The 23949-nt window shown below is 51.6% G+C and carries 20 protein-coding genes and 1 pseudogene; 2 read left to right on the forward strand and 19 right to left on the reverse strand.

What is annotated here, in order from left to right; all coding sequences use genetic code 11:
- Window positions 1–28: 28 nt before the first annotated feature.
- From AWJ19_RS18620 to AWJ19_RS18665, 10 genes and pseudogenes are all read right to left on the reverse strand, one after another.
- Window positions 29–679 carry an amino acid ABC transporter permease gene (locus AWJ19_RS18620; RefSeq protein WP_068725991.1) on the reverse strand — a complete coding sequence of 217 codons (651 nt, stop codon included), beginning with the start codon at window positions 677–679 and terminating at the stop codon, window positions 29–31.
- 26 nt (window positions 680–705) lie between these two features.
- The gene (locus AWJ19_RS18625) at window positions 706–1359 is read right to left on the reverse strand and encodes an amino acid ABC transporter permease (RefSeq protein WP_068726045.1); all 654 of its coding nucleotides are present in this window, start codon (window positions 1357–1359) and stop codon (window positions 706–708) included.
- Window positions 1360–1509: 150 nt separating this feature from the next.
- A complete protein-coding gene (locus AWJ19_RS18630; RefSeq protein WP_068725993.1) occupies window positions 1510–2364 on the reverse strand; it encodes a glutamate ABC transporter substrate-binding protein in 855 nt (284 codons plus the stop codon).
- 31 nt (window positions 2365–2395) lie between these two features.
- Window positions 2396–3124, reverse strand: a complete 729-nt coding sequence (locus AWJ19_RS18635; RefSeq protein WP_068725994.1) for an amino acid ABC transporter ATP-binding protein — start codon at window positions 3122–3124, stop codon at window positions 2396–2398.
- 361 nt (window positions 3125–3485) lie between these two features.
- On the reverse strand, window positions 3486–4475 hold the full coding sequence (locus AWJ19_RS18640; RefSeq protein WP_068725996.1) for an inorganic phosphate transporter: 990 nt from the start codon (window positions 4473–4475) through the stop codon (window positions 3486–3488).
- Between the two features lie 13 nt (window positions 4476–4488).
- Window positions 4489–5106, reverse strand: a complete 618-nt coding sequence (locus AWJ19_RS18645) for a DUF47 family protein (protein ID WP_068725998.1) — start codon at window positions 5104–5106, stop codon at window positions 4489–4491.
- Between the two features lie 206 nt (window positions 5107–5312).
- On the reverse strand, window positions 5313–6413 hold the full coding sequence (locus AWJ19_RS18650; RefSeq protein WP_068725999.1) for a DUF3048 domain-containing protein: 1101 nt from the start codon (window positions 6411–6413) through the stop codon (window positions 5313–5315).
- A gap of 191 nt (window positions 6414–6604) precedes the next feature.
- Window positions 6605–7380, reverse strand: a pseudogene (locus tag AWJ19_RS18655) (class III extradiol ring-cleavage dioxygenase).
- A 78-nt stretch (window positions 7381–7458) separates the two neighbouring features.
- On the reverse strand, window positions 7459–8289 hold the full coding sequence (locus tag AWJ19_RS18660) for an alpha/beta fold hydrolase (protein WP_068726001.1): 831 nt from the start codon (window positions 8287–8289) through the stop codon (window positions 7459–7461).
- A 231-nt stretch (window positions 8290–8520) separates the two neighbouring features.
- Entirely contained in the window at window positions 8521–8721 is a 201-nt protein-coding gene (locus AWJ19_RS18665; RefSeq protein WP_068726003.1) for a hypothetical protein, read from the reverse strand.
- Between the two features lie 186 nt (window positions 8722–8907).
- Here AWJ19_RS18665 and AWJ19_RS18670 point away from each other — a divergent pair, with 186 nt between their 5' ends.
- Together AWJ19_RS18670 and AWJ19_RS18675 are read left to right on the forward strand one after the other, a co-directional pair.
- Window positions 8908–9570, forward strand: a complete 663-nt coding sequence (locus AWJ19_RS18670; protein ID WP_068726004.1) for a DUF1129 family protein — start codon at window positions 8908–8910, stop codon at window positions 9568–9570.
- Between the two features lie 39 nt (window positions 9571–9609).
- The gene (locus AWJ19_RS18675) at window positions 9610–10533 is read left to right on the forward strand and encodes a hypothetical protein (protein WP_068726006.1); all 924 of its coding nucleotides are present in this window, start codon (window positions 9610–9612) and stop codon (window positions 10531–10533) included.
- 157 nt (window positions 10534–10690) lie between these two features.
- Here AWJ19_RS18675 and ilvA read toward each other — a convergent pair whose 3' ends face one another.
- The 9 genes from ilvA to purM form a co-directional block, all read right to left on the reverse strand.
- Complete coding sequence (gene ilvA / locus AWJ19_RS18680) at window positions 10691–11953, reverse strand: threonine ammonia-lyase IlvA (protein WP_068726008.1); 1263 nt, start codon at window positions 11951–11953, stop codon at window positions 10691–10693.
- Window positions 11954–12137: 184 nt separating this feature from the next.
- Window positions 12138–14318 carry a methyl-accepting chemotaxis protein gene (locus AWJ19_RS18685; RefSeq protein ID WP_068726010.1) on the reverse strand — a complete coding sequence of 727 codons (2181 nt, stop codon included), beginning with the start codon at window positions 14316–14318 and terminating at the stop codon, window positions 12138–12140.
- Window positions 14319–14753: 435 nt separating this feature from the next.
- Complete coding sequence (locus tag AWJ19_RS37650) at window positions 14754–14993, reverse strand: aspartyl-phosphate phosphatase Spo0E family protein (RefSeq protein ID WP_068726012.1); 240 nt, start codon at window positions 14991–14993, stop codon at window positions 14754–14756.
- 209 nt (window positions 14994–15202) lie between these two features.
- Window positions 15203–16609, reverse strand: a complete 1407-nt coding sequence (locus AWJ19_RS18695) for a helix-turn-helix transcriptional regulator (RefSeq protein WP_068726013.1) — start codon at window positions 16607–16609, stop codon at window positions 15203–15205.
- A gap of 291 nt (window positions 16610–16900) precedes the next feature.
- Complete coding sequence (locus AWJ19_RS18700) at window positions 16901–18199, reverse strand: SEC-C metal-binding domain-containing protein (RefSeq protein WP_068726015.1); 1299 nt, start codon at window positions 18197–18199, stop codon at window positions 16901–16903.
- 278 nt (window positions 18200–18477) lie between these two features.
- Window positions 18478–19743 carry a phosphoribosylamine--glycine ligase gene (gene purD / locus AWJ19_RS18705; RefSeq protein ID WP_068726017.1) on the reverse strand — a complete coding sequence of 422 codons (1266 nt, stop codon included), beginning with the start codon at window positions 19741–19743 and terminating at the stop codon, window positions 18478–18480.
- Between the two features lie 25 nt (window positions 19744–19768).
- The gene (gene purH / locus AWJ19_RS18710; protein WP_068726018.1) at window positions 19769–21316 is read right to left on the reverse strand and encodes a bifunctional phosphoribosylaminoimidazolecarboxamide formyltransferase/IMP cyclohydrolase; all 1548 of its coding nucleotides are present in this window, start codon (window positions 21314–21316) and stop codon (window positions 19769–19771) included.
- A 419-nt stretch (window positions 21317–21735) separates the two neighbouring features.
- The gene (gene purN, locus AWJ19_RS18715) at window positions 21736–22347 is read right to left on the reverse strand and encodes a phosphoribosylglycinamide formyltransferase (RefSeq protein ID WP_068726019.1); all 612 of its coding nucleotides are present in this window, start codon (window positions 22345–22347) and stop codon (window positions 21736–21738) included.
- Window positions 22347–23387 (reverse strand): phosphoribosylformylglycinamidine cyclo-ligase, encoded by a 1041-nt coding sequence (gene purM / locus AWJ19_RS18720; RefSeq protein WP_068726020.1) that lies wholly within the window; start codon window positions 23385–23387, stop codon window positions 22347–22349. Before purM ends, purN begins: the two co-directional genes overlap by 1 nt.
- Window positions 23388–23949 lie beyond the last annotated feature (562 nt).

The following is a 23949-nucleotide window of genomic DNA, read 5'->3' on the forward strand; positions in this document are numbered from 1 at the left end:
TATATGCCTGACATGCTTTTTCCGGAAATTATGCTGTTTTATGCTCCAGCCGTTTGGAAATCAGCGACAGCAGGTAATTGACAACGAAATACATCAGGGCCACCATGATCAGAATCGGAATGGTATAGCTCTCCTTCTGACCCATAACAATCTTCGCATTATGCATCAGCTCCGGCAGCGCGACGATCGTCGCCAGCGACGTATCCTTGAGCAGTGAGATGAACTGGCTGACCAGCGGCGGCACCATATGCCGCAGCCCCTGCGGAAGCACGATATGCCACAGGGTCTGGAAGCTGCTGAGACCGGACGAGCGTGCGGCTTCAATCTGGCCTTTATCAACTGCGTTCAATCCCCCGCGCACAATCTCGGCAATCATTGCAGCTTCGAAGACTGTAAGGGCGGCGATCGCGGCGGCGGTCAGCCCCATTTTGATTCCTACCTCCGGCAGCGCGAAGCGCACGAAGAATATGATCAGCAGCAGCGGCAGGTTACGGATCAGCTCCACCAGAAAGAACATGACCGGTGAGAGCACCGGAACCTCCGCATAGCGGATCACACCGACAACTACGCCGATGACAAAGCTCAGAATAATCGACACAAACGCCACAATCAGCGTGATATACAGGCCGTCCATCAAAAAGCCTAAATTAGCGGGCGAAAATGCACCGGCAAAATCCATACTATCCCTCCTCAGGTGCTTTCGTTCTAGTACTTACGCTGTAATCTGCGCTCCCATACCCGTACGCCATAGCTCAGCGGCACAGTGAGCACCAGATAGAATACCGCTACAAAAATATAAGTATCGAACGTGCGGTACGTCTCCGTGGAAATGCTGTCCGCGAAGTACATCAGGTCAAATCCGGCGACAATTGTCAGCACAGACGAGTTTTTAATCAGGTTAATGAACTGGTTGCCCAGCGGCGGTATGACCAGCTTGATGGCCTGGGGCAAAATCACATTCGTCATTGTCTGGATATAGCTCAGACCGGAAGAACGTGCCGCCTCCATCTGGCCCTTGGGGACAGCCATAATTCCGGCACGGATGGCTTCGGCAATGAAAGCCGAGGTGTATACCGCGAGCCCGATCGTCCCTGCCGTGAAGCCGTCGAGTGTAAAGCCGAGTGCCGATGGCCCATAATAGAACACGTACACTACGAGCAGCAGCGGAATATTGCGCACAAACTCAACATAACCTGTTCCGAACCAGCGCAGCCCCTTGACCGGGGTGATGCGGAAGACGGCGATAATCGCGCCCAGCACAAAGCTGCCGATCAACGCCAGCACACTGGACAGCACAGTTCCCCAGAAGCCCTCCAGATACAGGCTGAAATAATCCGTTAATATCGAAAAATCCATCACTCTCACCTACCCTTGCCTGCAAAATAATAGTTAGTGCTTATCCGTTCCGTACCTGATGCCTCTCCCTTTTTACAAGAAGAAACGGCAGAGCCGTCCTTGTTCAGGCCGGGTACCGTTTCGCTGATTGCTATAGGCAGAACGCTGTCAGACTTATTTCGCCGGAGCTTTACCGATCCACTTCGTATAAATGGCATCATATTCGCCGTTAGTCTTCAGTTCAGCCAATGTATCATTAATGGCCTGAACAACATCGGTGTTTCCTTTTTGTACGGCAATGCCGTATGGTTCATCGGTGAACGGCTCGCCTACAACCTCGTAGCCTTCATCCTGGGCTGCCATTCCGTAGAGGATCGCATCATCCGTAGTCAGCGCATCCCCCTGGCCTGCTTTCAGGGCTGCGAATGCATCCTGGTAGTTATCGAATTCCAGCACCGTTACGCCCGGAACCTTTTCTTTGATGTTCTTGATCGAAGTGGCGCCCTTGGAGCCGAGAATCTTCGTATCCTTCGTTACACTTTCAAGTCCGGTGATCGGGCTGCCCTTTTTGACCAGGAGGGACTGGCCGGCCTGGAAGTATACGTCGGAGAAGTCCACTTCCTTCTTGCGCTCTTCTGTGATGGTCATGGTGGCAACAACCATATCAATCTCGCCGTTGTTCAGCATCGGAATGCGCGTCTTGGACGTTACTTCCTTCAGCTCAATCGCATTTTCATCACCCAGGATATGCTTGGCAATCGCTTTGGAAATATCGATATCGAAGCCTTCCACATTGCCGGAAGCAGGGTCTTTAAGCCCGAACAGCCGGGTATCGTACTTCACACCGACCAGCAGCTTGCCGCGTTCCTTGATTTTGGCGATTGCTGCCGATTCTGTGGATCCCCCAGCAGCATTGCCGCCCGATGCAGCGGAATTTCCGGCGTTGTTGTTATTGCCGCAGCCGGCAATAACGAATAGTGCAGCAACCAGCAGCAGGCTTACCCATTTGATGCTCTTGATCTTGATCATTTCTCTTCCTCCCCGTAATCTGTATATTTGGTTAATGGCTTAACACACGGCTGAGAAACGTACGTGTCCGTTCTTCCTTGGGACTGGCGAAGAATTCCGCGGGTGCCGCTTCCTCCACAATCTGCCCCTGATCCATAAAGATCACCCGGTCAGCAACCTCTTTGGCAAAGCCCATCTCATGTGTCACGACCACCATCGTCATTCCCTCGCGGGCCAGCGTACGCATAACATCCAGCACCTCGCCGACCATTTCCGGATCAAGCGCCGAGGTCGGCTCATCGAACAGCATAATCTTCGGCTTCATTGCCAGCCCCCGGGCAATAGCGACACGCTGCTGCTGTCCGCCGGACAGCTGGGACGGATACGATTGTGCCTTATCGGCAATCCCGACCTTCTCCAGATAATACATGGCCGTTTTCTCAGCTTCAGCCTTGGATTGGCCAAGTACTTTTATTGGTGCCAGGGTAATGTTGTCGATGACCTTTTTGTGCGGATACAGATTGAAATGCTGGAACACCATCCCGATCTCCTTGCGCAGCTTGTTAATATCCGTCTTGCGCTCATTTACCGTTATTCCGTCAACAGTCAGCCCGCCGCTGGTAATCGTCTCCAGCCGGTTGATGCAGCGCAGCATCGTGCTTTTACCGGACCCGGAAGGGCCGACTACAACGACTACTTCCCCCTCACTAACATGCAGGTCAATATTCTTCAGCACATGGAAATGCCCGTAATGCTTCTCTACCTGATGAAAATCAATCAACGACAGTCCTCCTTTTCAAGCTTCTATAGTTACAAGATTCTGCAAGCCGCTCTTTGTCAGCTATGGTAACACTTAAAACACACCTTACTGCGAAGACTACTGAATCCTACATTATCCTACGATTTACTGTAAAATTTCATGTCATTTTCTTTTCTGAAAGTGAGATATTTCATTTTCTTTTTGCCCCAATTAATGTTTTTTATCGAAATGGTGTGACTTTTTGTGACCTTTTCTCTTGTAAAGCGAAAAAGACACCTCACGGTGTCTTCTCCCTTGCTTCCCATTTATCAAAAATCTGTATAACAAAAAAAGATGTCAGCAGCCGTTCGTGGCCTCCATGACATCTTAAGTACCGTTCTTTTTAGAAGAAAATTTTGCAGATAACTCCGGCCAGCACTGCGCTGATCGGGATGGTAATAAACCAGGTAACGATGATCCGTCCGGCAACTCCCCATTTAACGGCAGAGAAACGTTTGGCCGAACCTACGCCGAGAATTGCCGAGGTAATGGCATGCGTCGAACTTACCGGCAAATGCAGCATAGTGGCTGTGAAAATAACGGAGGCGGCAGACATGTCCGCAGCGAAGCCGTTAATCGGCTCGATTTTGAAAATCTTCGTCCCCATCGTCTTGATAATCTTCCAGCCGCCGATTGAGGTTCCAAGAGCCATCGAGGTTGCAGCTGCAATTTTTACCCACAGCGGCACTTCCATTGTATCCAGACGTCCCGAGGTAACCAGCGCAAACGTTATAATCCCCATGGCTTTCTGGGCATCATTCGTACCGTGTGTAAAGGATTGGAGTGCAGCCGTAATGACCTGCATTGAGCGGAAGCCTTTGTTGACGGTATGCGGGCTGCGCTTGGCAAATATCCATTTAAGAATTGTCATTACAATATAACCGATCACAAATGCAATCAGCGGGGAGAAAATAAGCCCCTCTACAATCTCAATGAAGCCGTTCCATTTAATATGATCCGAGCCGGCTCCGACATATACCGCACCGGCCAAAGCGCCGATCAGGGCATGGGAGGAGGAGGACGGAATCCCGAACCACCAGGTGACCAGATTCCAGATAATGGCCGCGATCAGGGTCGCAGCTACAATATCTATCCCGTTATCCAGCAGGGTCGGATCGGTAATGCTTCCGCCGATCTTTTTGGCTACTCCTGTAAACATCAGCGCCCCGACAAAGTTCATGAGTGCTGCAAGGATGATAGCGGTACGCGGTTTAAGCGCGCGGGTCGAGACGGAAGTGGCGATTGCGTTCGCTGTATCATGGAAGCCGTTGATAAAGTCAAAGGCCAGTGCAAGAAAGATAACAAAACCCAGCATGAATAATGATGTTTCCATATCCTAGAGCCCCTTATGAGTTGCGCATGATGATCGATTCCAGCATGTTGGCTACGTCCTCGCATTTATCCGTAGTCGTCTCCAGCCGCTCATAGAGCTCTTTGCGCTTGATCAGCTCGATAGGGTCCTTGACCGTTTCAAAAAGATGTTTGGTGCAGATCCGCAGTACTTCATCACCCTGGTTCTCCAGGTCGTTCAGGCGGATGGTATATTCGCGGATCGCCAGCAGCTTCTTCTGGGAAAGCAAATGAACCGCTTTTTGAATCTCATAGGCAGACTGGCGGAGAATTTCGGCAAACTGCACGATATATTCATCAGCATCCAGCAGGTTGTACATATAGAAACGTGAAGCAGAAGCCTCCAGACCGTCCATTACATCATCCATGCTGGTGATCAAATCCATAATATCGTCACGCTCAAGCGGAGTGATGAACGTCTTGTTCAGCTCCTTGATGACAGTGTGCGTGTAGGAGTCGCACTGGGATTCGTATTTCTTCATCACCGAAGCAAACGTATCGATATTTTCCCGGAGACTGCTGATGTTCTGAGCGAAGTAATCAGCTGACTGAACGATCGTATCCGCCATATTTTCCAATGTCTCAAAGAAAATATCCTTCTTTTTCAACTTCATTTCCCTTAAACCCCTTTACATAAAATTGCCGTGAGAGTCCGGAATGCCATCCAAAATGTAAGCAGCATGAAAATGGATGACAACCCTTGTTATCTTATCATATCCGAACTGGGGATAGAAGAAAAAAAGCGAACTTTTTTACGCTATATTAACATTTTCCTCGAACTTAGATGACATTTCCTTGAACCGTCATTTTTCGTTCACATTCATTCCGGAGTTGCTGATGCCGTATATTCTACATGACTTGCAAAAGACGGGCTGTTCGGCACGATCAGGACATGGGTGATTCCCGGATACATCAAGGCTTCGGTTCCATCGGTTTTCACAAAACGGATCATATCGTCCGGCTTCCGCGCCCACTTACCTGAAATGACGGTTCCGCGCTGAAACAGCAGCGCCTCTCCGCCCAGCTCAACATCAATCTGCAGCCGGCCGGCATCGTCCAATACTTTATGGTCTGCCCCAATTACCATAATATTAGCCGCTTCCACCGGATTATTATTGTTCAGATCCAGATGCGCCTTACCGTTGACCAGGCGCGCGTAGGTCCGGCGCTCTGTGTCGTATTTATACCCTACCGTATAGCTCTGAAGCAGATAATGGATCTTCAGCTCTGCTGCAGCCGTCCCCTCCGTCGGCAGATAGTCCGGATCAGTGAATACATAGGAAGGAACCTCTATGCTGTCCGAATATCCCAGCTTCTCCGCCCCTTCCAGGAGCTTAGCTGTATTGCTGTACAGATTGTGCGGTGCCTTGCGCTCCTTGTCACGCCAGAAATAAGCGCCGGCGTTACCGATCTCGTCCATATCCGCCTTCTTCTGCCGCTGGAGAATCGCATACGCCGCGGGACTGCCTCCGGCATGCACCGTTACTGCGCCGTAGCTCTCGCCGAGATCGATCAGATACGGGCGGATGCTGCGGACCGGGCCGATTTTGACTACGCCGGTGTGGCTCTGAAAAATCCCGATCAGCCGAGTAATCCCGCCCTCCGCGAGCACCTCATAGAGGACATCCGCTTCACTGATGCCCGACTGCGGCCGGGCGGCCGGCGCGTTGTTGATCATCACCGCGAGCGGCCGCGTCAGGCTGCCTTCCTGCACCGGCAGCCCGGTTAATCCGGACAGCTGACGCACCGGGGGAGCCGTAGTCGGCGAAGGCTCAGGCTGTTCACTTGCCTGCGGCGACACCGTCGCCACTGCCGTCGGTGCCGCCTCCGGCGCTGCATTTCCGCCTCCGCAGGCGGAGAGCAGCATGGAAGCAAGCGTAAGCCCGGTGAGTAGCCGGGTTGAGTTGCGGTTTATTTTCATATACTTCTTACCTCCTAAGGTTTGGGCTGCATTTTTCAAACTTATACTGGATAATTATAGGGAGATGGGCGGAGGGTAATTTTGGATATCTTCTTCCATTTAAGCACAGCCCGTCCCCTTTGTCTTGAAGGAGACACAAAAAAGGATACAGCCTCTATATCGGCTGTATCCTAAGCTAATTTTATTTAACATTAATCAACCATCCAGCAATTCAGGCTTAAGGTTCCGTACTGATAGGCCTGAATCATCAGCTGCGCCTGCCTGCCGGTATCAGCCGTCCCCATAATATAGAACAGCGGGACGAAATGCTCCTTGCCATAGGACGGAACGGCGGCCCGCACATGCGGCGCCTTCTTCTCATAGGCGAACAGTGAAGGCAGATCCCAACTCTGCAGCCCTTCAGCCAGCCAGGCGTCAAACTCCAGTGCCCACGGCTCAGGCTGGTCATCCTCCTTTAGCATCCGCAGATTATGGACGAGTCGCCGCTGCCCAGCAGCAGAATCCCTTCCTCGCGCAGCGGAGCAAGCATTTGTCCGATCTTATATTGCTCCTTGGGTGAACGCAGAGAATCAACGGATAAGGCCACAACCGGAATATCGGCCTGCGGGAACATTTTGCTGAGGATGACCCATACGCCATGGTCGAGCCCCCGGCCCAGAACCGGCTGGTGCGGAAGATTCCCTTTACTGAAAAGCTCAGCAATCCGGCTGCTTAGTGCAGGATCACCAGGTGCCGGATAGGCCAGCGAATACATCTCTTCCGGAAATCCATAGAAATCATGCTGCGCTTCATGCTGTGCATCTACTGTAATCAGTTGTTCGGGACTATCCCAATGTGCAGAGAAAACTACGATGCCCCGGGGCTTCCCCAGATCCTGGCCAAGGCGCTCCAGAAAACGGGTGTATTCGTTATCCTCCAGTGCAAGGAGCGGTGAGCCGTGCGCAATGAAAAATGCCGGTAATTTCATAGGAGCCTACCTCCATAACCCAGTATATGGTCTGCCCCTTTATTCTACCGCTAATTGGCGCGGAATGCGAACAGCATACTAGATCATCCAGTTCTGCCATTCCTGCTGCAAATGCTCCTGCTGATTCATCCATTCCTTGGTCCGCTTTAGCACCTGCTCCTGCGCCGGTCCGGACGAGAAGGTATGGTCAGCCTGGAAAATAATCTCCTTGTCGCAGCGCCCCTCCGGACGGGTCCAGAACAGCTTCTGGTATAGGAATGCGTAATCCACAGGAATGACATCATCAGAGGTTCCGTGGATAACCAGCACATCCCCGCTGAATTTACCCGCCTCCTGGAACGGCTGGAAGGCCGCCAGGGAATTGAAATACACCGGAGTAAAGGAATAGCCGGCATAATCAGCAGCGCCTTCCTTGACAGAGCGGTCATAGGCATCCCTGCCTACGATCTTCACAATATCATTGAACGGATAGCCGACCGCAGCCCATAACACCAGATTCTTCACCCGGCGGTCACGGACAGCCGTCAGCAGCGCTACTGCCCCGCCCAGGCTGTGGCCGATCAGCGTAACGCGCTGCGGGTCAATATCTGCAGACGCGATCCCGTAATCCAGTACTGCACGGGTCTGGGCAATCAGCGACTCGATGTCCTGGCTGCCGTAATTCCCGCTGCTCTCGCCGCAGCCCGCATAGTCAAAGCGGATGACCATATATCCGTCCCGGGCCAGCTCACGCGCTGCCTTAACAAAGATCCGGTCCACACCGATCCGGTTACCTACGAACCCGTGGCAGATAACGGCCAGCGGTACCCGGTCCTTGCAGCGCCCGGTGGCTCCCTTTTCCCGTGATGGATAATGTATGCTGGCTGTAAGCTCTTCCTGTTCATACCGGATTACAATATTCCGCTCCATTGCTGTATCCTCCTCTTAAAGAAACGCCGTTCCAATGTATTATTATTCCGATTAACTTAGTGTGATTAATATCTTTATTATACTTTCACTAGTCCTTTTGTCAACAGTATTACACTAATGCAGCCGCCAGACAAGAATATATTCAATGAAGCAAGGAGGCGCAGGCCTACAATAAAAAAACCTCTTCCGCTCTATTGAGCACAAAGAGGCTGAAGCTTTACGCTGCTATACTCACTCGTAGCTGCTGTGAAACATATCGTGGGTCTCCTGGCGTCCTTCCCAGTCCTCGAAGCCTGTCACCGTATCCTGACCTGCCGCATCCCACAAGCTATAACCGTCAGATGCTCCCCAATCGCCGACTCCGCTGTTCTCTGCAGGCGCGAAGCCGTCACCGATAAATGTCCCTGACTGTTTTTTGTCCTCATAACCCATAACGTTACCTGCCCCTTCCTTATAACCCGATTTGTGAAGCTAATCACAAGTTTAGTGTTTACTCTTCCAAAATAGATTATTCACACCAGGCAGAGGGTTGTCCTTGCACACAGCAGCCGGGCAAACGTATACTCTAGGTTGAAGGCTTTTGTGCTTACCCGATACCTGGAGGTTTATAATACGGCTATGAAAGTTAAAGCTATGATGAAGGAAAATAATGCCTTACGCGAGCAGATGACACCATTTAACCGCTCTTATTTTGAGGATATGATTCTGGCCATGCGGGCCAGCCGCGTGGAGCGGGTGCGGGCGGAGGAGCTGCTGCTTGAAGCTGCCCGTCTGCTGCTTCAGGGCCAGAGTAAAGGCAGAAATGCCAAACAGATCTTCGGGGAGAGCCCGGAGGATTATTTCAAAGACATTATGGACAGCGTTCCTGCTCGGCCTGAACGCAGCAAACTGAACTATTATCTGATGATTGCCTGGACGGCATTAACCCTGATGTTCTCCGTGCTGGCCGTCGGCGGGCTTATTGTGAAATGGAGCGGAAGCTCTGCGGATCTGTTCAGCAAGGTCAGTGTATTTACGCTGATTCTCGTAGGCCTGGGATCTATTGTGATGATGGAGCTGCTGGTTCGCTGGATGTCTTCCCTGTCCGAGAATGACGCACCGGGGCCGAAAACGTTTAATATCAAGGCACTTGGCACCTACATTGCTATAGCCGTTGTCGTCATCTTTGCCGGCGCCTTCCTCGATAATCTGTTTCCTGTCATTACAGTCTCGCCCTGGGTAAGCCTGGCTTTAGGCGCAGCCGGAGGGCTTGGGCTGAAATTCATATTTCTCAGATCATAGACATCTTATTCCACTCCGACAATTACAGGGGGTTCTTCCATGAAGAAGCATAACATTCTACTGACAGCACTGGCTTTCATTATCGGACTCCAGGGAGCAACCTTATCCGCTTATGCTTCAGGTGCACCGGCTGCTGCCTCTAATACAGCAGCCACAGGCATCAGCCATGCCCAGGCAGTCTACCAGGCTGCCCTGCCGCTGCTGGCTGACTCCGCCAAGCTGCCCCAGGCGATTAAATATTTGAACAGCAGCATCTATGCAGTTACCCCTTATCAGGCTACTGTTCTGGTTCTGAAGCTGGAAAATGTCCACAAGGCCGGGCTGAAGGTATGGGAGAGCCGGTTCAGCAACAGCACTGTACAGCGCAAGCTTGGCGCCATATACACAACCGGCGCCAGCATGGCTAAACTGGCCGAGAGCACGAATGACAGCACTCTCCGCGCCCTGCTCAAGAGTGCCGGGCAGAGCGGGTATAAACTGGAGACAGCAGAGGGCACTTATTTTCCTGTAATCGATTATGCCGCCTACCGCAAATATAAGCTGTACGTTACAAGCGATATCCGGGAGTATATAACGATTATGGCTACCGAATCCGATCTGCCTTCCTCCAAGGATAACGGACTGGTCATCGGCTGGTCTGAGGTAGCCGGACGGGCGCTGAGCCAGGAGCAATTCATTAGGAACCACCCCAAGTCCAACCGGACAGGTGCGGTCAAACAGCTGTATGCCATGTATGAAACCGACACCTTCTACGGCCAGAATAACACCCCGCTGTTCCACTATGACAATCAGGAGATGGATCTGGAGGCCCAGAAGGCCTACAGCAGTTTCCTCACCCGGAACACCGGCAGCAGCCCCTTCCTGGAGAAGCTTGAGGGCTTTATGAAGCTGCTGAAGGAGAACGGCTATAAGCTGAATGACGCCGTCGAGAACTACCGGAAGGCAGAGGTTCCGCTGTCTTAGACCTGCAGAATTACAAGATTCATAGAGTGATCGCATAAATCCGTGAGCGCTTAAGGGCTGCGACAAGCATAGCGCTCCTGCAAATTCCAATTAAAAAGGCCCGCACTGCGAAGAGTTCTCCGCAGGCAGGCCTTTTTAGCTTGGTTCCAACTAAACGCTAGATTAGCATATTGAACAGATTCGGCTCTTTGTTGATCTCTGTATAATCGACGCCCTTCTGCTTCATCCGCTCAATCAGCGGATCATAATCCTCCCGCTGGAACAGCTCAATGCCGACAAGGGCAGGTCCGTTTTCCTTATCATTCTTCTTGGTATATTCGAAGCGGGTGATATCATCATCGGGACCGAGCACCTCGGCCAGGAATTCCTTCAGTGCACCGGCACGCTGCGGGAAGTTAATCATGAAGTAATGCTTCAGCCCCTCATAGATCAGCGACCGCTCCTTGATCTCCTGCATCCGGTCGATGTCGTTGTTACCACCGCTGACGATGCATACCACCGTCTTGCCGCGGATCTGATCCCGGTACATGTCGAGTGCCGCAATCGGCAGCGAGCCGGCCGGCTCAACCACAATCGCGTTCTCGTTGTATAGCTCCAGTATAGTCGTACATGCCTTGCCCTCAGGCACCTTGACCACATCATCCAGATGGCGGGCACAGATATCATAGGTCAGGCCGCCGACACGCTTGACGGCAGCGCCGTCCACAAATTTGTTAATCTCATTAAGCGTAACCACTTCACCGCGCTGTATAGCTTCACTCATGGAAGCGGCTCCTGAAGGCTCCACCCCGATAACCTTGGTTGAAGGACTTACGGTTTTGATATAAGTAGCTACACCTGCAGCAAGACCGCCTCCGCCGATAGTAACAAACACAAAGTCCGCCGGCTTGTCCAGGTTCTCCATAACCTCCATGGCAATCGTGCCGTTGCCGGCAATAATCCGCGGCTCATCAAACGGGTGTATCAGCGTCATGCTATGATCAATACAGGCCTGCAGCGCTTCGTCATAGGCATCATCAAAAGTGTCCCCTTTGAGAATAACCTCAACAAATTCGCCGCCAAAGCGCCGGACCTGCTTAATCTTCTGATTGGGAGTCGTGCTTGGCATATAGACTTTGCCTTTGATGCCGAGCGCTTTGCAGGAATAAGCCACACCCTGCGCATGGTTGCCTGCACTCGCACAGACAATGCCTTTGGCCCGGTCCTCGGCGGACAGGCTGCGGATCATATTATAGGCTCCCCGAATCTTGAAGGAGCGGACAATCTGTAAATCCTCACGTTTCAAATATACATTACAGCCGTATTTGGCCGACAGCACCGCATCCAGCTGAAGCGGTGTACGGACGATTACCTCCCGCAGCACATGGTGGGCCCGCACAATATCTTCCATTCCTACGATCCGGTCTTCGCCGTCTCTCATCAAGTTCCTCGCCTCACTGTTTCTATCTAAAATTTATGCTTCTTGTAACATACTCTTCAAATGCCATTTTATCAAGTACAGTCTCCTCCGGGCAATACTCCGTTATTAAAGCATATAATTTCATATCTCTCACACAAAAAAACCAGCCTTGCGCCACCGGCAGCAAAGCTGGTTACAACTATTCCTAAGCCTTAAACCGGGACACGGCCTCCTGCAGCCGTGCCGAGCTATTCTTGATATCTTCCATCTCGGCGACAATGCCGCCTGATTTACTGATAATCTGCTCCGCCTGGACAGCAATGCTGCCCGCTCCTGCAGCTCCTTCATTCGTTGCGATGCTGGTCTCCCCAACGGCCGTCAATATACTCTGGATGGAGGCAAGCAGCTGTTCGGAGGTTGCGCTGAAATCAGTCACCAGCTCCTCAATATACCGGGCATCCTCGCTGTACCGCTGACCTGTCTCCTGCATGGAGTCGTAGTCCCTGAGAACCTGGTTATCCATGAAGCGCAGCATATTCTCAGCGCCTTCCACAAGCCCTTCGACAGATCCGACTACCAATTCTGTAACATTCTGAATCTCTGAAACCGTCTCACGCGAGGTATCCGCCAGCTTGCGGATTTCCTCGGCGACCACAGCGAATCCGCGTCCTGCCTCTCCCGCTCTCGCTGCCTCAATCGAAGCATTCAGCGACAGCAGATTGGTCTGTGCTGCAATTTCCAGAATAGCTCCCGACAGGAGCCGGATCTGCTGAATGGACCCGGATTGCTCGATTGCACTGCGCAGCTTCTCTTCACTCTCCCCGTATACCCTGTCTGCCTGCATCCGTGAAGCGACAGCAGCCTGCTTCAGCCTGTCAGCGCGTTCATTTATCCGGCTGGCCGCCTCGGCGCCTTCCTGGGCTTTGCGGGCAATCCCGTTCACCGCGTGCTCGATTTCATTCGTACTGGCATTCATCTCCTGCATGGAAGCGGCTGTCTGCTGCAAACCGGCTGACAATTCCTCCGTAATCGCCGAAACCTCTGAAATGCCGCCGTCGAGCGCAAATATATTTTTCTCTGTATTGTCGAGAGCCTTGGAGATGCTGCCGGAGCTCACCTTAATATCCTGAATCAGCTTCTGCTGGGATGAAATCATCTCATTGAAGCCATCAGCCAGCACACCAATCTCCCCTCTTGCCGTTACTCTGGCCCGTACCGACATATCACCGGCCATCGCCGTCCTGAACGCCGCAGTCAGAACAGGAATCTGCTTCAGAATACTATTGGAGACAAAATAGAGCAGCACGGACATTACAGCAATTGCAGCCATAACCGAGAGAAAAAAGATCAGCTTGAACGTCTGCAGAACCTTTTCCGCATCCGCCCGGGGAACAATCAGCGCAACCGACCACTGGTTCTGCACGGCAGGGGCATAAGAGACATAGCTGTCAGCACCCCCAATCTCAGTTGTAATCACGTTAGCGCCCCATTGGATCATTTGGTCACCGACCGTTTTCCAATCCGGACCCAGATCACTCATTTTCTTCAGCAAAATATTGTCAGCATCCGGATGATAGATGAATGTTCCTGTCTTATCAATCAGAATGGCAAACCCGCTACCCTTGTAATTAAAAGCGCTCAGCGCCTGTGTGATTTGCTCTGTCGAAATATCCACGCCTGCAACCCCGATCAGCTGGCCGGAGTCGTTCTGAATCGGCGCTGTCACACTTACGACCATTTTGCCGGAGCCAGCATCAATATAAGGATCGGTTACCGTCACCCGGTTGTTGCGGGCTGTAGAGGTATACCAGGTGCGCTCCTTCATATTAAAGTCCGCCGGGGGTTCAAACTCAGCCTGTGTAATGACCTTATTCACCGCATCCAGCCCGATATATACGTTAAGCAGATTCTTGTTGCTGTCCTTAATGAGGTTAAGGGTTTTGATAAGCTCAGTGTAGCCCTCGGTAGTTTTAACCGTGTCAGCCGATTTCACCATACCGATAAAATTCCGGATGTAGCTGTTGGCATTCAGCAGCTCAACACTGGCAGACGCCGGCTGGAGCAGATCATTAACCTTAACATTGATCTCCTCCTTCTCGTACGACAATGCACTGCTCAAATCCTCTACGATGATCTGCTTGGCATTGCTATAGATAACTAGAGCCACAGCAACAATAATGGCAACAACAGACACGATAACGGACAAAAACAGCTTGCCCCGTATGCCCATATTGCGGACCGGTTCCATCCATGCCTGAAACACGGAGATTGGCTTCGCTGCCTTTTTTAACTGCTCTGCGGTGAAGTCCCCCTGCTCCTCCACAGCCTTTAGTACCGGCCTATGCCCGTCCCCGCTCATTTCTTCTTTCTTTTTTCTTAGTGCCATAGGGCTCCCCACCTTTAATCAATATGAGCCGACAGTACTCTCTTCTGAAAGATCCAGCTGTTTTCGACTTATTTCTGCTTATTTCTGCAAAAAAACTCTTTATCCCTTTACCGTTTTACATCGAGCTGTGAAATAACTGTGTCCATGTCAGGTTTTTTCAGGAATACACAGCATTAAATAAACAATTCCATGTAGAAAATGTCCAGAATTAGCTAAATTATCGGCAAAAACGGGTATTACAGCGAACCTCATGTGAGGTTTGGTGTCAGCAGAGTATTAGTGTTATAGCACTGAGGATCATTGATTAATCGGATTGGGGAGTGAAACGCAGAACAGGAGACAGGAGGATGCAGCTGCGGCAGTGGCTAATCTAAAGGTTGTACATGACATTTTGCCGCAACTAACCAAAAAAATCTAAAATCCTGGATATGCCGCTTAGCTGTAGCTCAACTGCCTTGGCTGTTCCGCCCAGCTGCTTTCGCTGGTATGGGATTTGCTGCGCAAAGCTTCCATCGCCCGTCTGAAGCAGTAGCGGTTATATTCATTTATAAGTTCATCGAGTACCATCGACTGATGGAGCACCACGGGATGTAAGAGATCAAATTGCTGTTCTAGCTTATTCAGCTTATAACGGGCTTGCTCAATGCTGAGTTTCATACACTCTGAATCCTTCACCTTTTATCCCTCCTTTTGATAGTATTGTAAAATAATATGCGCTACTCTATGTGAAATTTTTTTCAGATAAATTATATAATTTTCAGACAAAAAAAAGACCAGCCGGCGGCTGGTCCTTTGGCAACTCCAATTACAAACAGCCATGGATATTGTTCGGAGTTATTGGGCTTGCCTGAGATATACCGGGAACGACTACTGCCAGTAACAAACTACTTACTACTAATAACCCTGCTAATTTTCTTTTCATCCTGATCAAACCCCTTTGTCATTGAATTTTGGTATTGCTGCTGTATATCAAATGATGCGTAATCCCGGAATTGTTCAAACAACCGCACAAATGATAGTATACGGGCTTCGTTATTGATAAACTTCGCCTTTTCCAAACCAGCCAGCACATAACGGAAACCCTCACAATATAGCTCATTCCATAGATAATAATAGGCTAATTGATAGCAGCACTCTGCAGATTCTTCATCTATAATTTGTGGTGTATATATGCCTGCAGAATCCGACTCCAGCGAAAAATAGGACGTGAGCCGGGACTTAAACTTCTCCAGAATAATACTGATATCAAAATCAAATCTATTTGCAGCCTTGGTGATATTCAGAATTCCTATCAGTAGTTCTTCTTCATCAAGTTCAATGAATTCTGCATATTCTTGTACGACACTCTCATTTCCGATCATAAGCTTGCATGCGAATATATTAGCTTTAGCCCAACCCTCGAATAGCTGAACCCACTTCTCTGTTTCTTCATCCTTGTCTTTCACCCAGCTTAAATCGGCATATCTATAGGCGTATTCAAGTGCCTCTTCATAAGCTCCCCTTGCATCACAGACACCGCCACGCAGCAGGTCTGAAAACGCCAAATATGCAAACAAGGGCCGCTTGAGCTTCTTATAATATACCTCTCTCTTAACCTCTGGTTGAGAGGCTAACCTAAGCTGTATCTTGGCCTTAGTGCCAAGCTTTGCAGCAATTTCATCAACCTTATCCCAGCGTTGTAACGACTTGTATGTATTTGCTAAATCCCTGAGGGCATCCAGCTGATCCAGCTCATCGAGCCTTTCAACAAAAGGCTCAAATTGAATCGCCGCCTGAAGATTGTTCTCCTGATTATCTCCCAGCCGGAGTATATACAACCGGTACTGGCAGAAGGCCAGACGTTCCGAATGCTGCCTCCGTTCACTTGCGGCAACACTCTCATAGAGAATAGCAGCGGCCTTAAACTTACCGGTAGTATAGAATTCTTCTGCAACCTCAAACAAAAGCGGTGAATATGTCAGGTTGTCCAATAACAGCTGTACTGACTGGCGAATGCAATTCAGGCAGTCCAGCTCTGCACACCTGAACAGAAAAGGTCTGATTCTGCGCCAGTTCGGCACCGTCTCTATGATACATTCCTGAATATAATGCTCGTAGTAATACCCTTCCGGCAAGCCCAGCACCCTGGTTATCCTGTCCAGCTGGTCAACCGCGAGTACCCTGCTCCCCTTCATTAAGGAGCTGACCGTTCCCGCATTAAGGCCCGCTCTTCTGCCCAATTGGCTGAGATTCAAGCCCTCCCGTTCGATATAGTCTTCCAGCTCGCTGCGAATCGTGGTTGTATAGATCAAATAACCACCTCCTGAAGGAACATCGGCAATGCCTGAATTATCCTCAACTTCACCGCTGAAAACTGATAACTTTTTCTAATATATTACAAATATAGCCAATACATCATCATTGGTCAACCCTTTTTTTTCTTGATTTCTACATTTTTTTGCAGGAGATTATATAATGAAATTTTCGTGTTATCTTCGCCATCAAACCCGGTACTTTTCATTCTTCTGCAATGGCCAGTTACAAATAAAAAAGCCGCCGGAATCGTTCCGGCAGCCTTATTGATACAGCAATCATATTCTTTTCTATTGTTGCTTCAGCATCCATTTCAGCAAGTCCGGCAGGCTTGCCCATAAACGGGAATGCATAATGACGTATTCGACTGCTTCATTGGAATCGCCCATGCCGACGAAATCCGGAAGATTATTCGGCAGACGCTTCACGCCCAGCAAATAATCAGGCACATGCTTGTTCACACCGCGCGCTACACGGTACAGCATTTTGAGCTGGGAGGTAATGCCGTTCTTCTTATATTCCAGGACGATCCGGTCATAGGCAAAAGCAGCAGCCGCATCATCCTCCCCGTATTTCTTCAAGAACTGCTCCGCTTCTTTCAGCTGGTTGCTGTACAGATAGACAGCGGCCAGGAGATACCGGGCACCCGTATTGTCGTCCGGATTAAGCTCCAGAATGTGCTCCAGAATCTCTGCGGCTTCTTCCGCTTTGCCGCCGAACCAGCAGGACTCCGCATAGCTCTTGCAGATCCGGATATAGGGACGGGTCTCCGTCAGCCCCCAGAAGTGACCTTTGTGCTCGGCAAAAAACGCTTCTCCCAGCTCCCGTTCACCGGCAGCGATACCCGCCTTTAGAAAAGCACGGGCATCCTGCTCATTCTCCGACTCCTCAGCAAGCACCAGGTAAGCGTCAGAGCTGTCCTGATAGATCTCCAAAGCAGCCTCTGCCAGCTGAATACGGCGCTTTCCGGAAGTGGACTCCATAGCTTTATGTAACAGCAGCTGCGCCTTCTCTCTGGCAGTTCCGGCACCGTTCAGCACAAGCAGCTCGTCTGAGTCGCCTTCTCTGCCGTATTCCTCGATATAATTCAGCATTTCCTTCACTTTGCGTGAAATCGTTGCCGTTGTAACCTCATATTTATCGGCCAGCTCAGCCTGGGATAGATTAAACCCGTATTCTTCAGACAAAATATACTCGATTGCCGCGCAGAATGATCCTGCTTTCTTGACTGCAGGCTTGGTCTGGCCAGAGAAGCCGTTCCAGAGCACCACTGCCTCAAAAATCAGCTCCCGCTCATACTGGCTCCGCATGCTCTCAATCAGCTGCATGGCAAGCTGCTCATGAGCCGGATGCTCCCATCTCAGTTCTCGCGCCACCATCTTCTTCAGCTTGGTCAGTGTAAGCTTGCCTTCAGGTCGGACACCCGTTTCAGGAGAAGCAGCGGCTTGTGCTGCAGCTGCATCCGCCTCCTCAGTTGTGACGAGCCGCAGGATCGACTCTACTGCAGAGGTTTCTTTTCCCAGACAGCATTTTTTATATTTTTTACCGCTTCCGCATGGACACAAGTCATTTCTTCCAACCTTACTCAAAGCTAATTCCTCCTATACTTAAAAAACGATTTCAAATGACCCCACAAAGTGAGGCCTTTACATGGATGCTGACTCAGATACTTTGCGGGGACCCCGAAAACTTATAAACTCTTTATGATTAAAAAAGGCCTTTCCATGAAAGGAAAGACCCTTTATCTGTATATATCCGAACATTTTCCCCCGTACGAGTTGTATTATAGCACTTCTTCTATCACTTGTCAGTCCTTTTTTGGGACTTTCTACGAGAAAATTAGGAATAAAGTAGCTGTTTCATACCTTTAGACCAGCGCCTTCATGGCTATGTCACTGCGGTTTTGCTTGCCTTCAAAATGAATCTTCTCCGCACTGGCATAGGCTGCTGCGCGCGCTTCGGCAATATCCGCACCTTTCCCTACTACCCCCAGCACACGTCCGCCGTTTGTAAGCCAGCTTCCGTCCTCTCCCCGCGCAGTTCCCGCATGGAAGACCAATCCGTCCCCTGCTTCCTCCAGCCCGGTAATCGGCACGCCTTTCGGATAATTACCCGGATATCCCTGAGACGCCAGCACTACACATACAGCCGCCTCGTCGCTCCACTCAATAGAGGTATCAGCCAGTCGGCCCTCTGCCACAGCCAGGAAGATTTCCAAGAGATCACTCTTCAGCCTTGGCAGTACCACCTGGGTCTCCGGATCACCGAACCGGGCATTGAATTCGATCGTCTTGGGCTTACCATCCGGCGAAATCATCAGACCGGCGAACAGCACGCCGCTGAAGGAACGGCCTTCAGATACCATAGCTTTGGCCGTAGGCTCAATAATGGTCTTAACCGCCTCATGGATAATAGATTCGTCAATATGCGGCAGAGGGGAGTATGTGCCCATCCCGCCGGTATTAGGCCCCTTGTCTCCGTCGAATACCGGCTTGTGATCCTGCGCAGCCGCCATCGGGCGTACGGTCTCCCCGTCGACAAAAGCGAGAATCGACATCTCCTGCCCGGCCAGGAACTCCTCAATGACAACCTGGGCGCCGGCTTCACCGAACACCTTGGCCACCATGATGTCACGCAGCGCCAGCTCAGCTTCCTCGCGCGAATACGCAACCGTTACCCCTTTGCCTGCAGCCAGCCCATCAGCCTTGATTACAATCGGCAGCCCCTGCCCGCGCAAATACGCAAGTGCTGCTTCATAATCGCTGAACTTCTCATAGGCTGCTGTCGGAATATTGTATTTATGCAGCAGGTCCTTCATAAAGGTTTTGCTGCCTTCGATTTCCGCCGCATTTTTACGAGGTCCGAATACCGGAATGTCCTGTGCTTCAAAAGCATCAACAATGCCCGCTGCCAGCGGATCATCGGGACCGATAACGACAAGGCCTACCTCTTTCTCCTTGGCGAACGCCGTCAGCTTATCGAACTCAAACACGCCGATCGGCACACACTCCGCCAGCTGGGCGATCCCGGCGTTACCGGGTGCACAGTAGATTTTACCGGCTGACGGGCTCTGGGACAGCTTCCAGATAATCGCATGCTCCCGGCCCCCGCCTCCGACCACTAAAATATCCATTGAACTGAAATCCTCCCCAGGTAGTCTAGTGTTTGAAATGGCGGACGCCGGTGAAGACCATAGCGATTCCGTATTCATTGGCAACCTTGATCGATTCCTCGTCCTTGATCGATCCGCCCGGCTGGATAACCGCGGTGATGCCTGCCTTTGCCGCCATTTCCAGGGTATCGCCCATCGGGAAGAACGCGTCAGAAGCCAGAATGGAGCCCTTGGCTTTCTCTCCGGCCTGCTCAATGGCAATCTTCGCTGCGCCAACCCGGTTCATCTGGCCTGCGCCGACACCAACGGTCATATCATCCGCTGCCAGCACGATCGCATTGGACTTCACATGCTTAACCACTTTCCAGCCGAACAAGAGCTGCTTCAGTTCTTCCTCGGTAGGCTTGCGGTCCGTCACCACCTGCAGTTCATCCGCATTTACGGAGTGCACATCGCTCTCCTGCACAACCATTCCGCCCTCAATCGAAGTCACGACAAAGCTGCTCTTGCGTGCCGCTGCAGCACTAAGATTGCCGATCTTGAGCAGACGGATATTTTTCTTCTTCGTCAGAATCTCCAGCGCTTCCTCAGTGAAGCCCGGAGCCAGGATAATTTCCAGGAAGATATCCTTCAGCAGATTTGCGGTATCTGCATCAATAATCCGGTTAGCGGCAACAATTCCGCCGAAGATGGAGGTCGGATCGGCATTGTACGCTTTTTGATAAGCTTCATACACACTGGTTCCTACGCCTACTCCGCAAGGATTCATATGCTTAACAGCTACGACAGCCGGCTCTTCAAACTCCTTGACGATCTGCAGCGCCGCGTTGGCGTCGTTGATGTTGTTGTAGGACAATTCCTTGCCGTGCAGCTGCTCGGCTGCAGTCAGCGTATCCTGTGCCGCCAGCGGCTTGCGGTAAAATGCGGCCTTCTGGTGCGGGTTCTCCCCGTAGCGGAGATCCTGGATTTTCTCATAAGTAACAGTATAGCGCTCCGGCAGCGGTTCACCGGTAACATTGGCCAAATAATCAGCGATCAGGGCGTCGTAAGCCGCCGTATGGCGGAACACTTTTGCCGCAAGACGTTTGCGGGTTTCAAGGGTCGTATCTCCGCCTGCACGCACCTCTTCAAGCACATTGGCATAATCGGCCGCATCCACAACCACACTGACAAAAGCATGGTTCTTCGCCGCAGAACGCAGCATCGTCGGTCCGCCGATATCGATATTCTCGATCGCTTCCTCGTAGGACACATCCGGCTTGGCAATCGTCTCCGCGAACGGATACAGATTCACCACCACCAGGTCGATGTAACCGAGGCCCAGCTCCGTCATCTGACGCGTATGTTCCTCGTTGTCACGAACGGCCAGCAGGCCGCTGTGTACAGCAGGATGCAGGGTTTTGACCCGTCCGTCCATAATTTCCGGGAAGCCCGTTACATCGGAGATGCCGATAACCGGTACGCCTTCTTTAGCCAAAAGTGTGCTAGTGCCGCCTGTGGAGATAATTTCTACACCCAATGCAGACAACTCGCGGCAAAAATCCACGATGCCCTGTTTGTCCGATACGCTGACCAGCGCTCTTTTGATACTCACTTGAATAGTCCTCCTCCGGATGATGCAAGATTAGTGTTGTTAACTTAATAGTTACAGCGAAGCTTCGATGAGAATTAATTGCTGAAATCTGGGTAAAAGAGGATCTATTGTACTTTGTACAACAGATGACAGGTATATCCGTCTGAAAACAGAATCTGTTGCATTATGTGCAGCAGATTCTCAGCTTTATGCTGCTTTGGCCTCATCTTCTTAAAATCAATTGTACGGAATACAATAGAATTGTATAAAATACACCCAGGTCTTCACCTGTGAACCCTGTCGCTTTAAGCGGGCTGCATTCGTCAAGAAAACGGCGGTACAGCCGCAAAACGACACCCTCTAAACTTTGTGCAATATTTCCCGAGAAATATCAGAACCTGCAGATGGTGATGGTAAGCAGAATGTCGAATGGCAGCTTACTAGCGGACAACAACATGCCTGCCGTTCAGCTCAACTTTTCCGGCTGCAAAAGCACGGACAACCTCCGGATACAGCTCATATTCAATCTGGTGAATCCTCTGTGCCAGTGACTCAGCCGTGTCCCCTGCTTCCACCGTAACGCTGCGCTGGGCAATAACCGGCCCGGTATCCATCCCACCATCGACGAAGTGCACCGTTACTCCGGTCAGCTTCACGCCGTAATCCAGCGCTTGTCCAATCGCGTCCTTTCCGGCAAAAGCAGGCAGCAGCGAAGGATGGATATTGATAATCCTCCCCGCAAAAGGCTCCAGCAGCACCGGACTGATCAGCCGCATGTAACCGGCAAGTACAATCAGCCCGATGTCCCTGCGCTTCAGCTCTGCCACAATCTCTGCCTCATACAGCTCGCGGCTGGCGAAATCCTTCGGCCGCAGCAGGAGGGCGGGTATACCCGCAGCCTCCGCCCGCTGTGCTACAGGCGCTTCCGGCCGGTCAGAGACCAGCAGCTCAATGCTTCCCTCACCAAGCTGCCCGGCTCTCTGCGCTTCAACAAGTGCGGCAAAATTGCTGCCCTGCCCGGAAGCAAATACAGCGATCCGGCTGCTGCTCATCAGACCTCAGCTCCTGTAAAGGTAACGATGCGCTCCCCTTCGGTCACCGTTCCGATCAGATAAGCCTCTTCTCCGCTTGCTTTCAGCAGCTCGAGCGCACGCTCGCTGTCTCCAGCAGGTACTACCAGCACCAGACCGATTCCCATGTTAAAGGTGGTGAACATATCTCGGTTCGTTACACTGCCCTTCTCCTGCATCAGGCCGAAGACCGGCTGGATCGGCCAGGAGCCGTAGTTAATCTCTACATTTACATTATCCGGCAGCATCCGCGGAATATTCTCGATAAAGCCTCCGCCGGTAATATGCGCCATGCCTTTAACGGTCAGCTGCTCAAGCAGGGCCAGCAGCGGTTTTACATAGATTTTGGTCGGCGCGAGCAGCACGTCCACAAGCGGAGCGCCCAGCTCAGGAACGACATCGTTCAGGTCATAACCCGCCTGCTCCAGTAAAAGCTTGCGCACCAGCGAGAAGCCGTTACTGTGAATACCGCTGGAGGCAAGGCCGATTACAGCATCTCCAGGAGCAATGTCTGCACCGGTAACCAGCTTGGCCTTATCCGCTACGCCCACTGTGAAACCGGCAATATCGTATTCGCCGGCAGCGTACATGCCCGGCATTTCAGCCGTTTCGCCGCCGATCAGCGCGCAGCCTGCCTGGTGGCAGCCTTCGGCGATTCCGGCTACGATGGCCTCGATCTTCTCGGGCACCACTTTATCGCAGGCGAGATAATCCAGGAAGAACAGCGGCTCAGCGCCCTGCACCACGATGTCGTTGACACACATAGCAACCGCATCAATACCGATCGTATCGTGGCGGTCCGCCGCGAACGCGAGCTTGAGCTTTGTGCCTACGCCATCCGTGCCCGATACAAGCACAGGCTCGTCGTATTTATCTTTGTTGAGACCAAACAATGCGCCGAATCCGCCAAGCTCTGTCATGACCTCCGGGCGGTAAGTGCGCTTCACATGCTTCTTCATGCGTTCTACCGCTTCATTACCGGCTGCAATATCCACTCCGGCGTTTTTATAAGCTTCCGACACTTTTGGACACCTCATTTAAATTAGTTTAGAGCGCTGTTTCGGGGCGGCCTGGTTCAGGCGTGTGTGGTCATAGTCATCATTACGGGGAATGTTTGGACTTCCCCTCCATGACTCAGACCACCCGGGTAAACCCGGCCGCAAGCCGATGTTTGCGCCTTGCACAGGGGCAGAAGGCCGACGCCCTGAGCTGCGCGGGCGTCTCTTTGGCAAGTGAACCCTCGCTTTTGCGGAGCAAATAGCCGGGGTCACAAGCCTGGGCTCTTGCAGGCGGGGCGAAGCCGCGCTCATCCTCAGGCGAGAGCCACCCCGCTTTTGCGAAGCAAACAGGCGGGGGCGCGAGCCTCGTGCGCGGGGCAAAGCCGCGCGCACACAAGTGCGAGTGAACCCCCCGCTTTTGCGGAGCAAACAGCCGGGGTTACGAGCCCATGGCCCGGCGGGGCCGCAGGCCGCCAGGGCGCGGAGCGCCGTAGAGCGTGTCCGCAGGACAAAGCGGGCACCCGCACCCATGCCATCTTAGCAAGTTTAGAGCAAACTCCTACCGCCGAGCTTTCGGGTGGCCGGA

The sequence above is a fragment of the Paenibacillus sp. DMB5 genome (assembly GCF_001517085.1).
Taxonomy (GTDB): Bacteria; Bacillota; Bacilli; order Paenibacillales; family Paenibacillaceae; genus Paenibacillus_AQ.

Bases quoted from the DNA above. Each gene is read 5' to 3' on its own strand.
- AWJ19_RS18620 (WP_068725991.1), bottom strand. From the start codon at position 679: ATGGATTTTGCCGGTGCATTTTCGCCCGCTAATTTAGGCTTTTTGATG.
- AWJ19_RS18630 (WP_068725993.1), bottom strand. From the start codon at position 2,364: ATGATCAAGATCAAGAGCATCAAATGGGTAAGCCTGCTGCTGGTTGCT.
- AWJ19_RS18640 (WP_068725996.1), bottom strand. From the start codon at position 4,475: ATGGAAACATCATTATTCATGCTGGGTTTTGTTATCTTTCTTGCACTG.
- AWJ19_RS18645 (WP_068725998.1), bottom strand. From the start codon at position 5,106: ATGAAGTTGAAAAAGAAGGATATTTTCTTTGAGACATTGGAAAATATG.
- AWJ19_RS18650 (WP_068725999.1), bottom strand. From the start codon at position 6,413: ATGAAAATAAACCGCAACTCAACCCGGCTACTCACCGGGCTTACGCTT.
- AWJ19_RS18660 (WP_068726001.1), bottom strand. From the start codon at position 8,289: ATGGAGCGGAATATTGTAATCCGGTATGAACAGGAAGAGCTTACAGCC.
- AWJ19_RS18665 (WP_068726003.1), bottom strand. From the start codon at position 8,721: ATGGGTTATGAGGACAAAAAACAGTCAGGGACATTTATCGGTGACGGC.
- AWJ19_RS18670 (WP_068726004.1), top strand. From the start codon at position 8,908: ATGAAAGTTAAAGCTATGATGAAGGAAAATAATGCCTTACGCGAGCAG.
- AWJ19_RS18675 (WP_068726006.1), top strand. From the start codon at position 9,610: ATGAAGAAGCATAACATTCTACTGACAGCACTGGCTTTCATTATCGGA.
- ilvA (WP_068726008.1), bottom strand. From the start codon at position 11,953: ATGAGAGACGGCGAAGACCGGATCGTAGGAATGGAAGATATTGTGCGG.
- AWJ19_RS18685 (WP_068726010.1), bottom strand. From the start codon at position 14,318: ATGGCACTAAGAAAAAAGAAAGAAGAAATGAGCGGGGACGGGCATAGG.
- purD (WP_068726017.1), bottom strand. From the start codon at position 19,743: ATGGATATTTTAGTGGTCGGAGGCGGGGGCCGGGAGCATGCGATTATC.
- purN (WP_068726019.1), bottom strand. From the start codon at position 22,347: ATGAGCAGCAGCCGGATCGCTGTATTTGCTTCCGGGCAGGGCAGCAAT.